General features: G+C 44.5%; 15 protein-coding genes. 10 read left to right on the plus strand and 5 right to left on the minus strand.

From position 1 onward, the window contains the following. Positions 1 to 45 precede the first annotated feature (45 nt). From ADIAL_RS07555 to ADIAL_RS07600, 10 genes are all read left to right on the plus strand, one after another. Positions 46 to 891, plus strand: coding sequence for an ATP phosphoribosyltransferase regulatory subunit (locus ADIAL_RS07555; RefSeq protein WP_034302103.1), 846 nt, complete (start codon positions 46 to 48; stop codon positions 889 to 891). Between the two features lie 21 nt (positions 892 to 912). Beyond that, a complete protein-coding gene (gene hisG, locus ADIAL_RS07560) occupies positions 913 to 1,521 on the plus strand; it encodes an ATP phosphoribosyltransferase (protein ID WP_034302105.1) in 609 nt (202 codons plus the stop codon). Between the two features lies 1 nt (position 1,522). Then, positions 1,523 to 2,773: a histidinol dehydrogenase gene (hisD, locus tag ADIAL_RS07565; protein WP_034302107.1), complete on the plus strand. Its 1,251-nt coding sequence runs from the start codon at positions 1,523 to 1,525 to the stop codon at positions 2,771 to 2,773. Beyond that, positions 2,770 to 3,768 carry a pyridoxal phosphate-dependent aminotransferase gene (locus ADIAL_RS07570; protein ID WP_034302109.1) on the plus strand — a complete coding sequence of 333 codons (999 nt, stop codon included), beginning with the start codon at positions 2,770 to 2,772 and terminating at the stop codon, positions 3,766 to 3,768. Before hisD ends, ADIAL_RS07570 begins: the two co-directional genes overlap by 4 nt. Beyond that, positions 3,765 to 4,346, plus strand: coding sequence for an imidazoleglycerol-phosphate dehydratase HisB (hisB, locus tag ADIAL_RS07575; protein WP_034302111.1), 582 nt, complete (start codon positions 3,765 to 3,767; stop codon positions 4,344 to 4,346). Before ADIAL_RS07570 ends, hisB begins: the two co-directional genes overlap by 4 nt. Then, complete coding sequence (gene hisH, locus ADIAL_RS07580; protein ID WP_034302114.1) at positions 4,343 to 4,921, plus strand: imidazole glycerol phosphate synthase subunit HisH; 579 nt, start codon at positions 4,343 to 4,345, stop codon at positions 4,919 to 4,921. The genes hisB and hisH overlap by 4 nt, the downstream gene beginning before the upstream one ends. Next, the gene (gene hisA, locus ADIAL_RS07585; RefSeq protein ID WP_034302117.1) at positions 4,918 to 5,622 is read left to right on the plus strand and encodes a 1-(5-phosphoribosyl)-5-((5-phosphoribosylamino)methylideneamino)imidazole-4-carboxamide isomerase; all 705 of its coding nucleotides are present in this window, start codon (positions 4,918 to 4,920) and stop codon (positions 5,620 to 5,622) included. Before hisH ends, hisA begins: the two co-directional genes overlap by 4 nt. Continuing rightward, positions 5,622 to 6,386, plus strand: a complete 765-nt coding sequence (gene hisF, locus ADIAL_RS07590) for an imidazole glycerol phosphate synthase subunit HisF (protein ID WP_034302119.1) — start codon at positions 5,622 to 5,624, stop codon at positions 6,384 to 6,386. The genes hisA and hisF overlap by 1 nt, the downstream gene beginning before the upstream one ends. Continuing rightward, entirely contained in the window at positions 6,379 to 7,020 is a 642-nt protein-coding gene (gene hisIE / locus ADIAL_RS07595; protein WP_034302122.1) for a bifunctional phosphoribosyl-AMP cyclohydrolase/phosphoribosyl-ATP diphosphatase HisIE, read from the plus strand. Before hisF ends, hisIE begins: the two co-directional genes overlap by 8 nt. 296 nt (positions 7,021 to 7,316) lie before the next feature. Further along, positions 7,317 to 8,216 carry a cation diffusion facilitator family transporter gene (locus ADIAL_RS07600; RefSeq protein ID WP_034302125.1) on the plus strand — a complete coding sequence of 300 codons (900 nt, stop codon included), beginning with the start codon at positions 7,317 to 7,319 and terminating at the stop codon, positions 8,214 to 8,216. A gap of 88 nt (positions 8,217 to 8,304) precedes the next feature. Here ADIAL_RS07600 and ADIAL_RS07605 read toward each other — a convergent pair whose 3' ends face one another. The 5 genes from ADIAL_RS07605 to uvsE all read right to left on the minus strand — a co-directional run bounded on the left by ADIAL_RS07605 (position 8,305) and on the right by uvsE (position 14,088). Then, the gene (locus ADIAL_RS07605; RefSeq protein ID WP_034302128.1) at positions 8,305 to 9,858 is read right to left on the minus strand and encodes a bifunctional metallophosphatase/5'-nucleotidase; all 1,554 of its coding nucleotides are present in this window, start codon (positions 9,856 to 9,858) and stop codon (positions 8,305 to 8,307) included. Between the two features lie 35 nt (positions 9,859 to 9,893). Then, a complete protein-coding gene (locus ADIAL_RS07610; protein WP_051503808.1) occupies positions 9,894 to 10,793 on the minus strand; it encodes a glycerophosphodiester phosphodiesterase in 900 nt (299 codons plus the stop codon). A gap of 26 nt (positions 10,794 to 10,819) precedes the next feature. Then, a complete protein-coding gene (locus ADIAL_RS07615; RefSeq protein ID WP_034302131.1) occupies positions 10,820 to 11,827 on the minus strand; it encodes a YeiH family protein in 1,008 nt (335 codons plus the stop codon). A 224-nt stretch (positions 11,828 to 12,051) separates the two neighbouring features. Then, positions 12,052 to 12,807, minus strand: a complete 756-nt coding sequence (locus tag ADIAL_RS07620; RefSeq protein WP_034302134.1) for a tryptophan-rich sensory protein — start codon at positions 12,805 to 12,807, stop codon at positions 12,052 to 12,054. A 21-nt stretch (positions 12,808 to 12,828) separates the two neighbouring features. After that, on the minus strand, positions 12,829 to 14,088 hold the full coding sequence (gene uvsE, locus ADIAL_RS07625; protein ID WP_034302136.1) for a UV DNA damage repair endonuclease UvsE: 1,260 nt from the start codon (positions 14,086 to 14,088) through the stop codon (positions 12,829 to 12,831). Between the last annotated feature and the right edge of the window lie 33 nt (positions 14,089 to 14,121).

The following is a 14,121-nucleotide window of genomic DNA, read 5'->3' on the forward strand; positions in this document are numbered from 1 at the left end:
TTATTGTATCAGACTCACAAAAAAATGGAAATGAGGAAACGACTAATGCATTTCGATCAGAACAATCAAAAGATATTGAAGAAAAAAAAGAAAGAGTGGGAGTTTCTTCATCATTTCAATCAATTAAATTACGATCTGCTGGATTTATCCATCCTGGAAGAGTTTCAGTGGGACAGCCTGTCTCCTGATGACTTGAAGACTATGACCAACCGCTATACTTGGCAGTCCAATGATATGCTGCTGTCTTTGCGAAGTGACTGGACAGACGCCATTGTGCGCTACCGTAAAAAATATAAACTGCAGACTGATAAAATCGCTTATTCTGGACCGGTTTATCCCTACAATGAGGAAAGAATGCAGTTCGGTATGGAGATTTTTTCTCAAGATGTCGTTCGGCAGCAGGCAGCCATGAAAGATCTGCTGGCATTCATAAAGCAAAATCTTGAACAGAAACTTTCAGTTGCTGTTATCAGCCATTACTCGCTGTTAAAAAAAATGTTGTCAAAAGATGAACTCGAAGACCAGGACATCAGGAACCTTTTGAGAGAACGCAACCTCGATAAGCTAAAAGACAAACTGGGAGGGTCTCATCCGGTTGTACTGCTGATGAGCCAGCCCGTACTGGACCAGCTTGAGTATGCCCGAGCGCATTTCCCTGACTTGAAAGAACCCGTGGAAGCCATTATTGACTGGACAGCTCAACTGGAAAAAGAGAACATTCCTACCGTCTACAGTGACCTGTTCTCATTGCCTGCTCAATCTTATTACAAAGGTATTTTTCTGCAGTTCTATACGGACCATGTCGTCGAGCCCGTTATTACAGGTGGGCAGTATTCCAGCCCGTCCAAGGCATTCGGCATGGCTATCAATCTGGGCGAGAACAATTACTAAGCTATTAGTGGAGGAACTTAAATGATAACTATTGCACTGTCTAAAGGACGTCAACTGAAAGACTTTATCGCATTTTTAAACAGCAAGCAGATGACTCACTGGAGCGACGCTTTGAAGTCTGTTTCCCGGGAGCTGGTTGTAGAAACCGAATCCGTTCGCTTCCTGCTCGTCAAGGGAGAAGATGTGCCGGTTTATGTTGAAGAAGGTGTCGCTGACTTGGGTATCACCGGCAGCGACGTGCTTTACGAGCAGAAACGGCATATCAATAATCTAATGGATCTGCCATTTGGCTATTGCCATTTTGCTCTGGCAGCTAAGGAACCTAAAAACACCTATCCAGTTGTAGCAACAAAGTATGTCCGCTATACTCAGGATTACTTTGATTCCATCATGCAGCCGGTCAAAATCATTTACCTTAAAGGGTCAGTGGAGCTGGCTGCGACAATCGACATGGCTGATGCCATTATGGATATCGTTCAGACCGGTACCACACTCAAGGAAAACGGATTGGAAGAGCAAATTCAGCTCGATAACATCAATGCCCGGCTGATTGCCAACAAACATGCATTCTTTTCAAAAAACAGCGAAATACAGGCAGTTATTGATGCCTTTAAAAAAGAAGGAGCCTGACATGTACACAACACAATCATTTAAAGACAAGTTTAAAGACCTCAATTCTGTGGACTGGACCAAGACCCAGTCGGTTATGGACATTATTCAGACCGTTCAGCAAGAGCAAGATGCTGCCTTGAGGACATACAGCGAACGCTTTGACCACGTTACAATCGATCAGCTAGAAATCCCGTCTTCCCAGTTTGATGTAGCCCTCTCCTCTATTGATGAGGATCTGAAAGCTGCAATGCAAGCGGCTCACGACAATATCCAGGCCTATCAGCAGTCGATTAAACTGACCGATGGTCTTGAAGGTGAGCTTTTTCAGAAGGTGCATCCTCTGAGCCGCGTTGGCATTTATGTTCCCGGCGGAACTGCACCTTTGTTGTCTACTGTTTTGATGACGGCTGTTCTGGCCAAGGTCGCCGGTGTAGGTGAAATCATCGTTACGACACCTCCCCAAGCGGATGGCATTCACCCTGCTATTCTGGCTGCCTGTTCGATTGCCGGAGTCGATCGGGTTTTTCAGGTTGGAGGTGCTCAGGCTGTTGCCGCTTTAGCTTATGGTACAGAGAGCATTCCTAAGGTCGATAAAATTGTTGGACCTGGTAATCAATATGTAGCCCTCGCCAAAAAACTCGTTTATGGTGATGTAGGGATTGACTCTATTGCCGGCCCTAGCGAGATTGTGGTTGCCGTTGACGAGACAACCGATGCCAGATGGGCAGCCTTTGATATACTGGCTCAAGCTGAGCACGATATCGAGGCCCGTACATTTTTAGTGAGTACAGATAAACAGAAGCTTGAGGAAATCTACACCCATGTTCAAAAAGAACTTAAAAATCAGCCACGTGCCGACATCATTCGTAAAAGTTTGTCTGATCACCACTATAGTATTTTAACTGAATCAACTGAGGAAAACATGGAGATCATCAATCTGATTGCTGGAGAACATGTGTCCATCCAGACAAAAGATGCCCAGAACTATGTTGACCGAATCACAACTGCTGGAGCACTTTTCGTGGGTAGCTATGCACCGGAAGCTATCGGTGACTACGTAGCCGGTCCAAGTCACGTGCTGCCGACCGGTGGGACATCGCGATTCAGTAACGGACTGACCGTCAACGACTTTTTACGGACCAACTCTGTTATTGCACTTGAAAAGAACAGCTTTTTAAACATGGCTAAAAGCGGTATGCGGATGGCTAAGGAGGAAGAGCTGCAGGCTCACCACGACTCTATGGCTTGCAGAATGGAGGATCTGTCATGATACGCATTGATAAAAATGAAAGTCCCTATAGAGCACTGACTGAGTCAGAAATTGCTCAGATTGCTATCGACACACACTTTAATGAGTATGCAGAAAATGAGTATGAACATCTCCAGCAAAGCTATGCTGCTTACAACAATTTGGATCCTGAGCTTCTGGCTTTTGCCAATGGTTCAGATGAATGGATTCAGAAAGCTATGATTGTACTGGGTGAAGGCCCTATTCTAATTCTTGACCCTGACTTTGTCATGTATGAAGAATACGCCCGACAGTTTGACCGAAAACTGGTTAAAGTCAGCTGCCAAAAAAACTGGACTTTTGATTATGAAGAAGTATACAAGCACATAAAAGAGTTGCGCCCTTCCGTGTTCATCTTTTCTCAGCCTAATAACCCGTTAGGGACTCTGCATCCACAGGCTTTTATTGACAAGGCCGCTGAACTGATGCAGGAAGCTGGTGGTTACTTTATTATTGATGAAGCTTATGGTGAATTTATAGAAGATCAAGTCTCCTATCCTCAAGGTGATCACGTCATCCGATTTAGGACATTGAGTAAAGTCTACGGTCTAGCTGGTCTAAGGGTCGGTGTGGCTATTTCAACAGCTCTTACAATGGAGCGGTTGAACTCCATCGCCCACCCTTATCCTCTGAATACTTTTTCGTTGAACATGGCCAATTACCTGCTTAATCAAGGAAACCGGTTGACTCGGTTTATCGACATGAATCGAGATCTTTCCAAAAAGCTGCTGCGTATTTTCAAAGAAGAAGTTGGCGATGTCATCGACATTCTGGACAGCCACACTAACTTTGTTTTCACCTATGGGGACAAAGCAGCTGATTTAGGGAAACATGTGCAAGCTAACGGCTTTCGCCCCCGCATGTACCCCGAGGCAGAGCTTACTGATCTGAGAAAGACGGTCCGTTACTCTATTGCCAAGGACGAACAGTTGGATGAATTGAGACAAATTATAAAAGATTGGAGAGCCATGCAATGACGGTTCAAAAAGAACGACAGACAAAAGAAACCCAAATTAAACTGAGTATAAAAAAAGGACTTGAAGCGTCACACATTGATACTGGTGTGGGCTTCCTTAACCATATGCTGGATCTTTTTGCCTTCCATGGACATTATACAATTGATCTGAAAATCAAGGGCGATACGGTCGTTGACGATCACCATACAACAGAAGATGCCGGTATTTTATTAGGCCAAGCTATTGCTGAACTAATGTCTGACAAAAGCACTATAGAACGCTACGGAACTGCTTACGTTCCGATGGATGAGACCTTGTCCCGAACAGTGATTGATGTCAGCGGACGTCCTTTTCTGCACTTTGAAGCGGATTTCTCCAGTGAAAAAGTCGGCTCGTTTGATGTACAGCTGGTTCGGGAATTTTTCCAGGCACTCACAATCAATGCTCGACTGACTGCACATGTCGATCTGATTCGCGGCGGAAACACCCATCACGAAATTGAAGCTCTGTTCAAGTCCTATGCTCAGGCTCTCAGAAAAGCCAGTGCCGATTCCCATGTCAATCGCCTACCTTCTTCCAAAGGAGTGATTGAATCATGATTGCCATCGTAGATTATGGATTGGGAAATATTGCCAATCTGACCAATGCTTTGAACTACTTGGGATATACTGTTAATGTAACCAACAACATTGACGAACTGGAGGCCGCTGATCAGATTATCTTGCCTGGTGTTGGACACTTTAAGGATGCCATGGCCCGACTAGATGATCTGGACCTCGTGCCGGAACTGATACGGCTGAAAGAAACCAAGCCCTTTATCGGCATTTGTCTGGGCATGCAGCTCTTGTTCGAATCAAGTGAAGAAGGAGATGTCAAGGGACTGGATTTTCTACCAGGCGTCGTCAAGAAAATGACCTGCCAGCTACCCGTGCCGCACCTGGGATGGAACAAACTGAATGCAGATTTACCTTCTTTAGATGAAGATGTTTATTTTATCCACTCCTACAAAGTGCATACAGAGGAAAATGTTGTGGCAACTGCCGAGTATGAAGACAAGGTTGTCGCTATTGTTCAAAAAGATAACATTATAGGGATCCAGTTCCACCCGGAAAAAAGTGGAGATAAAGGACTGCAGATTCTTAATCAAGCATTAAAAGGCGGTTTTAATCAATGATAGAATTATGGCCGGCAATCGACCTCATCAATAATCAGAGTGTCCGGTTGACTGAAGGGGATTATGACACAAAAGAAGTGATGTCCCGCACCCCACAAGAAGCAATTGCATTTTACAATACATTCAAGCAAGTCACCCGTATCCATATCGTTGACCTGATGGGTGCTTTGCATCAGAAACCTGCTGAGGAAGCTTTTATTAAGGATTTGATTCAGACAAGCGTCCGGCCGGTTGAAATCGGTGGAGGTATCCGCTCTACTGATACAATCACTCATTATCTTGAAAGCGGTGCGGCTTACGTTATCGTTGGCACACGTGGGCTTCAGGACCTGGATTGGCTAAAGGCTGTAAGTGAAAAGTATCCTGGAAAAATCTACCTGGGTCTGGATGCTAAAAAAGACCAAGTAGCAGTCAACGGCTGGACTGAATCCACTGGTCGTACCATTTTCGATGTTGCCAGAGAAACGGCCTCACTAAAGCTGGGCGGAATTATTTATACAGATATTTCTAAAGATGGAAAAATGGAAGGCCCCAACTTTGAACTGACTCAGCAGCTGGTTGACAGTACTCCTCACCCGGTCACTGCATCGGGTGGAATTAGAAGTCTTGAAGATATGGAAAAACTTGAAAAGGCCGGTGTAAAGGCAGCAATTGTTGGAAAAGCTGCCAATACTGACCAATTCTGGGAGGGGATCCAGTAATGATAAAAAAAAGAATAATTCCCTGCCTGGATGTCAAAGATGGCGTCGTCGTCAAGGGAGTTCAGTTCAAAGGATTAAGAGAAATCGGTGACCCTGTCGAACTGGCCAAACGTTATAATGCTCTGGGAGCTGATGAACTGGTTTTTCTGGATATTTCAGCTACTCAGACCGGTAATGCTCTGATGCTTGATGTCATCAGAAAAACGGCCAGAGAACTCTTTATTCCCATGACTATCGGAGGCGGTCTTAAAGCAATCAGCGATATTTCTGACGTGCTGAACGCGGGGGCGGATAAAGTAAGCCTCAATTCAGCTGCTTTGAGAAATCCTGATTTAATTAATGAAACCAGTGAGAAATTTGGTGCTCAGTGCATTTGTATTGCCATTGATGCCAAATGGGAAGAAGCAGAACAGGACTGGTTCTGCTATACGCATGGAGGCAAACAGAAAACAGATATTCGAACGCTTGACTGGGTAAAAGAAGTCGAAGTCCGTGGAGCAGGCGAACTTCTCGTGACCAGTATGGACTATGACGGCATGCAGCAAGGCTTTGATCACGTGCTGCTATCAAAAATACAGGACCTCGTTTCTATTCCAGTTATTGCTTCGGGTGGTGCTGGAAGTGCGGAAGACTTTGTTTCTTTATTTTTAGAGACTAATGTATCGGCTGGACTGGCTGCGTCTATTTTTCACGATGAAGACGTGACAATTCAGTCAGTAAAGGATTTATGCGATAAGAAAGGAGTGCCTGTGAGACATGTCTGATGACCAATCACTTAAACCGGACTTTTCCAAAGGTATGCTGCCTGTAATTCTCCAGCATCATGCTAGCAAGGAAGTCCGCATGTTAGGCTATATGAATGAGGAAGCTTTTGAAAAGACAAAACAGGAGAAAGTTGTCTGGTTTTTCTCCCGATCTAAAAACAGATTATGGAAAAAAGGGGAATCCAGTGGTCATGTACAGCGTGTCATTGATATGCACCTAGACTGTGATCAGGATGCGCTTTTAATCATGGTGGACCCAGCCGGTCCGACTTGCCATAAGGGTACCGAAAGTTGCTTTAATCTGACCCCCTCATTTACGCTCAGAGATATTGAACATACTGTCTCTAGCCGCCAGAAATCGACTGATGACTCCTCCTACACCTCCTATCTACTTAAAGAAGGCAGGGACAAGATTGCCAAAAAATTTGGTGAAGAAGCCTTTGAGCTCGTAATCGGCGCCAAGAATGCAGATAAGAATGAAATCAGAAGCGAAGCAGCAGATGTCCTGTACCATATGGGTGTATTGTTATATGAAGCTGGTGTAAGTGTAGAGGAAGTCGAAGCCGTTCTTCATGCCCGCCATCAGAAAAAAAATAACTTCAAGGGTGAACGCAATCCGGTAGACAACTGGTAGCTCTATTAAGCAAGGAAGTGAGCGCTATTAAGGTTCTCAAGCGTCATATGCAACACTTTACAGGCGGGGGCTCCCTAAACCGGACAGGTTTAGAGGTCACCCGCCTTGTTTAGCCTGCCTTTTAACAAACCGAATACAGCAGCACATTGCATAAAGCTTCTTTTCTTATCCAAGCTGATTCTGTTTTTCTTTTTGCCTAAAAAATAAGGATAGTATGAAGGTTTGTTTCCAGTCATTGCCTGAGGGCTTTAAATTTTATATGATAATAGAGTTAAGAACGAACGGAGGAAATATACATGTCTGATCGAATCGACCGGGTCAAGCTTGCTGAATGGGGAGCAGTTACCAGCACGACTGTCTATATTCTGCTGGCAGCTGTAAAACTATTTGTAGGCTTTTTGCTCAACTCATCCGCCCTCTCTGCGGACGGTTTTAATAACTTGACCGATGTTATGGCCTCGATCACTGTTCTGATAGGTCTGAAGACCGCCAGGATCCCGGCCGATTCTAATCATCCCTATGGTCACTGGAAAGCGGAACCTATTGCCAGTCTCATTACTTCCTTTATCATGCTGCTGGTTGGCTTTCAGGTTCTGCAGAGCAGCATCCAGTCTATTCTGACTGGAGAAACGGTGGTTCCCAGTCAGCTTGCGGCTGTCGTTTCGCTTATAAGTGCCCTGCTTTTATTTTTGCTTTACCGCTACAATCTTTATCTAGCGCAAAAATCCAGCAGTACTGGACTAAAAGCTGTCGCCAAGCATAATCTGGCAGACTGCCTGACGAGTCTAGCCACCGCAGTCGCCATCCTTGCTACTTCCTTTGGCCTTGCGTGGATGGATGGACTCATGGCTGTTCTGGTTTCAGTGATCATTATCAAGAACGGTATTGATGTTTTCAGAGAAAGCAGTTTTTCACTGTCTGACGGCTTCAAGAATAAATACCTGTCAGACTACAAAAAAGCTATTCTGGCTGTGCCACATGTTCGGGATGTGGCGACAATCAAAGCCCGCATGTATGGAGCCAATACTTATGTAGATGTAACGATTTTGGTTGATGGTCATATGACTGTTCAGGAAGGGCATGATGTGACGGAAATCATCGAAAAAGTTTTGTATGAACACTTTGATGTCATGCATACTGACGTCCATGTTGAACCCGATAGCTTGAAGGGGCAGTTCAACCAGGATCAGATGTAGCATGAAAATGTTTTAAAAGGCTGTAACTTAAAAAGCACGCTTCTCTTTTTCATCTTATGAGAAAAAGAAGCGTGCTTTTTACATGTGCTTAGACTGTTACTTTAAAATTATAATTCACTTGTGCTTCTATCGGTGAAAACTGACTGAAAAAGTCTCCCATCAGTTCGTTCATGGGTATCGTCACCTCTCTGATGATCTTAGAGGCATCAAACATGCTATAATCTCCTCCTCCAACGGCCCGGTATTGATTGATGACAATTTCCAGACTGTCTTCGGGCTGAATGCTTTCGCCCTTGTACAAAAGCTCAGTTATTCGCTGTCCCTGTGGTCGAGAAACGTCGATGGTATAATCTATGCCCTCATACATATCGTAATTGTACATCTGGGGCTTAGGATGAAGAAAGGTCGGATTAACGGTAATCTCTCCATCCTGATCCAGGTCAAAATAAGTAGCAGAGCGTTCAAGAGCTGCCTTAAGATCGCTGCCGCTAACTTTTAAAACAGCTAGAGTGTTAGGATAGATGTAATTAAGTACCACGTCCCGCATGGTCACTACCTTCTCAAATCCCTTGGCCTGATTGTTGAACAATGCAGTGCCTGAAATATCGCACTCAGCATAATGCATCTGGACTCTGTGAACAAATTCAACGTAAGGGTGTTCTTTTCGGCGTGCCTGTTCTGCATCAAAGATGGTCATATCGCCGGCTACATGTCCAATCGGCTGGTCCAGCCATTGCTCCACTTCTTCATTGATATTCTGGAGGCTCTCTTTTAATTTTTCATCTGCCGGCGCATCTGCAGCTGAGAGCAGCTCCGGATAACTATCTTTCAAGTGATATGTGCCGTCAATGTGCTCAAAATCAAGCGTAACTTTTCCCAGATACCTGCCTTTGTCGCCAGGCATCACTACAGCTGTACTGCCCACTTTCTGAGCAATCACCCGATGCTGATGTCCCGTCAGCAGTACATCGATTCCTTCTACTTCCTTAAGTAGCGCATAGCCCTCATTTTCACCGGTCTGAATTTCAGTTTCTTCACCTGTTTCAAGATCTTTCTCAAAGCCGCCGTGGTAGCTGATGACAACAACATCTGCTTGCTCCTTTAAATCAGGTACATACGATTGGGCTGTTTCAACAGCTGTTTTGAATGTAAGCCCCTCGTAATTTTCCGGGTGCTCCCAGTTGGGAATATAAGGGGTAGTCAAGCCAAGAACAGCAATTTTGATGCCCTCTTTTTCAAATATCTTGTAAGCTTCACCAAACGCCGGTTCACCTTGCTCATTCAAAATATTGGCGCACAGAATCGGGTGAGCGGCCGCTTGCACAGCGGACTCAAGGTAGTCCATGCCGTAATTGAACTCATGATTCCCAAGTACGCCAGCATCATAATCTATAGCATTGACAGCTTCCATAACGCTCTCTGCACTCTGTTTTTCCTTGACGATGTAATGGGTAAAGGGGGACCCCTGGATTAGATCCCCATTTTCAATCACTAAGCTGTGCCCACCTGTTTTGGCTTTATCTCTCTCAAGCAAGGAGGCAATTTTGAACAGCCCAAAAGCCGCCCCCTGTTCTCTTGACTGATAATCTGTGGGATACAGATACCCGTGAATATCACTTGTTTCATACAATGTTACTTTCATCTTCTCAACCTTTCCTCTGTGCTTTTCTTGTCTGGTCATTCATTAATAACGTTCATCAGGCCTTCAATATTGTCAGTCATGATTCCATGGGCCCCCAAATCGATCAGCTCCCGCATGGTCTCTTTCTCGTTAATTGTCCAGTAGTATACGTGCAGCCCCCGGTTAGAAGCACCACGTATCAACTTCCAGTCCATCAAATTAAAGCCGTCCTGTTCAATCGGGAGCTGATAAGCCTGCGCACTTGGTCGATAGAGCAGATTTGCAAAAGCTTTGTGGGCAATGACAAAACGCCTGGCCTGTTGCTCTCCAGCTCCTATCGCCACCTGACCTCCAGCCACTTCATCAAATCGTGTATTGATGTCATGATCGAAACTGGCAATCAGTACACATTCATGCATGTCATAAGCTTCAATCAGGCGCCACATTTCCTGAATCATTTCTTCATAGCGCTCAGGATCATTAGTCGCTTTTAGCTCTATCAGCTGCCTTTTGTGGCCAAAAGTCTGAAATACTTCCTCCACTGTCGGTACCCTTACTCCTATTCCTCTGTATGAAGTATTGCCCTGTTCATCTACAAAGCGGTAGCCAGCATCTAGTGAACGGATGTCCTCCAGCTTCAGATCATTGACCCGTCCTGTACCATCAGTCGTTCGGTCAACTGTATCGTCATGTATGACGACTAACTCTCCATCTGCGGTAATAAACACATCATACTCCAGCATATCCACTCCAAGCTCATCTGCATGCTGAAAAGCTTCTAGCGTATTCTCCGGACGGTGAGTCATCCCTCCTCTGTGTGCAATCACCAGAGGTCTGTCTTTATCCTTTAAAAAAGCATGCTCACTTTCTGACGACAATGGAAAAAGAAACAGCACCAGCCATACTAGAAAGATCAGACTAAAGACAAATCCTAAGCCTTTGAACCACTTTCTCATAATTTTCCTCCTTCAGCATTTTTGTATTAGTCGATAATTAGAAAAACGACGGCAAAGGAAACAGCTACAACAGTACTGGATAAAAGCATGGCGTGAATAAATGGCTTCCAGCCGGTTCGTGCAAACAGGCGAATATCCGTTTTCAGTCCAATCGCAGCCAGGGCCACCACCATCAAAAAGCGGCTGATTTGTCTTAAGACATCTGCCAAACCTAAAGGCATCAGTCCAATTGTATTGATCGCAGCCATCAGAACAAAGAATACAATAAACCAGGGAATCAGTCCCCTCAGTGAAAGTTTATCTTTTCTGCGTTCAGGACTGGTGATTTTTCGGTTAAAGTAAATCAGAGAGAAGATGACAACTGTTGGAATGATCGCTAGTGTACGCGTCAGCTTGACCATAGTCGCAATTTCACCGGCTGTCTCGGAAAAAGCAAATCCAGCTGCCACGACACTGGAAGTGTCATTGATTGATGTTCCAGTCCAGTAACCAAAAAACGTATCGTTCAAAAGCAGCAGTCTTCCGGCTAGTGGATACAGGATGACCATCAGCATGTCAAAGACAAACGTAGAGGATATAGCATAGGAAACATCCCCGTCTTCTGCTTCGATTACTGGCGCCATGGCCGCAATAGCCGATCCTCCACAAATAGCTGTACCTGCAGCAATCATATTGCTCAACTTCCAGTTCACGTTAAATATTTTCCCTAAAAGATAGCCACCGCCGAAAGCTGTCAGCAAGGTGAAAATCAGTACAAACAGTGTGCGGCTGCCGACTTCCAGAATAATGGAAAAATTCAGCGAGGCTCCCAAGAGTACGATAGCCAGTTTCAAAATACGTTTAGAAGTAAACTGAACCCCCGGATCTAAGAGGGTCTGCGGATAGTAAACAGACCGGATCAGTATGCCTATAAACATTGCCAGCACTGCAGATCCTATGTAATGTCCCGGCAGTGCAGCTTCAGTCAAAATAGCTGCTCCTGCTATAAGTACAGCCAGGCCTGTCCCCGGAAACCGGTCAATCAGTTTTTTCATTTTTGGTTCATTCCTTTCCTTGATCACCTGGACTATTATACCATTTTTTTTCCGTAAATTAAGGACTGCTGTTCATTTTAGCTTCCGGCTAATGTAAAGATTACGTAAGGAAAAGACTCTTTCCTCTGCTATTAAGACTAGTTTCTTTGTAGTAACGACAGCAAATAAAAAACCGCCCGCATCTTTTCCCGGTCGGTTTTGTATCTTTATTTATCTGTGATACCTCAGGTGGTAGCAGGAGTGTGCCTGTTGCTAACTTTCTGTTTCAAGCGGACAAAGGCGACAATCGTTGAGGACAAAACTTGAAAAACAATGGCCATGGAACAAATGACCATGAGCAGAAACAACTGATTTTCATGCTCCAGGATAATTCCGACATACGTCCAGACAAAGACCAGCGGATAAATCCAGTCCAAATGAACGAGGGAGACAAACATGGCAATACCTGTAGCAATCACCAAAAGTATGAGTGTCCACTGGTATTCATTCAGTCCCATCAACTCTTCCACATCCCTATCCAGCAGCCAGCGGAACACATTCACAATAGTCGCAACTGTCCCCCAGGCAAAATAAACAGAAAAAGGGGCCCGATTGAACCAGTGAAGAGGATCCTTGTCAATTTTTTTGTAAATCACAATGAGTGTAAGCAGTAAAGCAGCGATAATCATAACGGAAATGAGGAACCATTCCTGAGTGAATGCAACGATCCACAGGCCGTTGAGGACAAAATTGGCAGGCGGCCAGTAATGCAGCCTACGGAGCATTTTCTCCCCGCTTCTGGATACAAATAAACGAATCAGCCAGATCAGAAGCAAAAGATAGATCAGCCCCCAAATCGAAAACACATAACCGGCTGGCTGAATAATAGCCTGTTCCTGGTCTGCAATGTCCCCCACATCCGTAGATGAAAGGTAATTCAAGGTCAGCATAAGAATAAATGACAGGGTGTATATCATACCGAATTTTTTCTTGAGCGTCATAAGTCTCTCCCCTTCCTTTTTTTATAATTCAAAATAATAGCTTGACAGCAGGCTGTCTGCCTCATACTTCACAGCCAGTTTTTTCAAATAACGTTTGGCTTTAGAAAGCTCATTTGTATCCTTAGCAAGCTTTTGCTTATAAGCCTTTGTTGTTTCTCTTTCCTTAGCCGTCGCCTGCTGACTGATACAGTCCCAAGCATACTCCAGCCCCTCGATGAGATTGCCTGCATCCAGCGGCAGCTGAATTGCTTCTTCGATAAGAGAATAAAAGCGTTTGACCGGATAATGGTCTTTGTTATTGAGCAATTCTGTGATTTGGCTATATATTTCAGGTGACCGTTCTAGGATCAGGTGCTTGTAGCAGTCCCATTCCTTATACAGCTCACTAGTCTCCTGCTTGTCTGAAGTGGCTAGTATACATTTAATGGCAGACAAGTTCTTGTCCTTAACTTCCAGCATGATGTCGATGTCAAAGTCTTTAATTTTTTTAAAATACGTCAAAAAAGGCTCAATCTCGATCGTCAGAGAGTGTGCCCCCAAGCGGGCACCTTTTTGCTGCTGGGCATAGTGAACCTTTGGACGGCCGTCCAAGGAAGACCAGGTCTGAATTGCTTTTTCTATCCAGTAAGCGTCTGAATCATTCAACTTTTCTCCATTAAGCTTATGATGCAGGTTGTCATAAACGACTGGCGCTCCTGTTTCTTCACTGATAGACAGGACATCAGCAATAGTGAACAACCGGTCGTCATTTTCAATAATCAGCCGATCTTTAATGGTCTGGTCAAGTTCTTTGTAGTTGGCCACGAAACGTTCCATTGCCTTTTCCTTGTCTCCATACAGACCCCCTATGTGCAAAACAAGCTTGCCTTCGCGTCCAACTTCTAAACTGTCGAGGAAAAGACAATGATACCGGAGATCTTCCACTGCCCGTTTAATGACATCCTGTTTAGGTGAATTCAGTACCGTATACTGACCCGGATGCATCGATACTCTGAGAGCATATGCCTGAATTTTTTTAGCGATTCGAGAGAACGTATCAGCAAATATTTTCGGCCAGTTTAAATGATTTACTTCAAGGTCTGAGCCGAAAGGAATAATGTCCGAACTGATTCTGAACATTCGAATCCCTTTAGCGTGATTATAATCAATCATCTGCTCCAACACATTCAGGTTATGCCCAATCAGTTCAATCAACCGTTCCTCTGTGGCATTCTGTTTGCGGCAGGTTTTATACTGCTGGCCGTCAAGCCCCCTAGTAATACATGGATATCCTATTCTCATGATACTTTCCTCCACCTAATAATTTTTTCTATA

Source organism: Alkalibacterium sp. AK22 (assembly GCF_000585255.1).
Lineage (GTDB): Bacteria > Bacillota > Bacilli > Lactobacillales > Carnobacteriaceae_A > Alkalibacterium.

Coding starts and splice junctions, on each gene's coding strand:
- uvsE (WP_034302136.1), bottom strand. CDS start 14,088: ATGAGAATAGGATATCCATGTATTACTAGGGGGCTTGACGGCCAGCAG.
- hisB (WP_034302111.1), top strand. CDS start 3,765: ATGACGGTTCAAAAAGAACGACAGACAAAAGAAACCCAAATTAAACTG.
- hisG (WP_034302105.1), top strand. CDS start 913: ATGATAACTATTGCACTGTCTAAAGGACGTCAACTGAAAGACTTTATC.
- hisF (WP_034302119.1), top strand. CDS start 5,622: ATGATAAAAAAAAGAATAATTCCCTGCCTGGATGTCAAAGATGGCGTC.
- hisIE (WP_034302122.1), top strand. CDS start 6,379: ATGTCTGATGACCAATCACTTAAACCGGACTTTTCCAAAGGTATGCTG.
- hisH (WP_034302114.1), top strand. CDS start 4,343: ATGATTGCCATCGTAGATTATGGATTGGGAAATATTGCCAATCTGACC.
- hisA (WP_034302117.1), top strand. CDS start 4,918: ATGATAGAATTATGGCCGGCAATCGACCTCATCAATAATCAGAGTGTC.
- ADIAL_RS07600 (WP_034302125.1), top strand. CDS start 7,317: ATGTCTGATCGAATCGACCGGGTCAAGCTTGCTGAATGGGGAGCAGTT.
- ADIAL_RS07610 (WP_051503808.1), bottom strand. CDS start 10,793: ATGAGAAAGTGGTTCAAAGGCTTAGGATTTGTCTTTAGTCTGATCTTT.
- ADIAL_RS07605 (WP_034302128.1), bottom strand. CDS start 9,858: ATGAAAGTAACATTGTATGAAACAAGTGATATTCACGGGTATCTGTAT.
- ADIAL_RS07620 (WP_034302134.1), bottom strand. CDS start 12,807: ATGACGCTCAAGAAAAAATTCGGTATGATATACACCCTGTCATTTATT.
- ADIAL_RS07555 (WP_034302103.1), top strand. CDS start 46: ATGCATTTCGATCAGAACAATCAAAAGATATTGAAGAAAAAAAAGAAA.
- ADIAL_RS07570 (WP_034302109.1), top strand. CDS start 2,770: ATGATACGCATTGATAAAAATGAAAGTCCCTATAGAGCACTGACTGAG.
- hisD (WP_034302107.1), top strand. CDS start 1,523: ATGTACACAACACAATCATTTAAAGACAAGTTTAAAGACCTCAATTCT.
- ADIAL_RS07615 (WP_034302131.1), bottom strand. CDS start 11,827: ATGAAAAAACTGATTGACCGGTTTCCGGGGACAGGCCTGGCTGTACTT.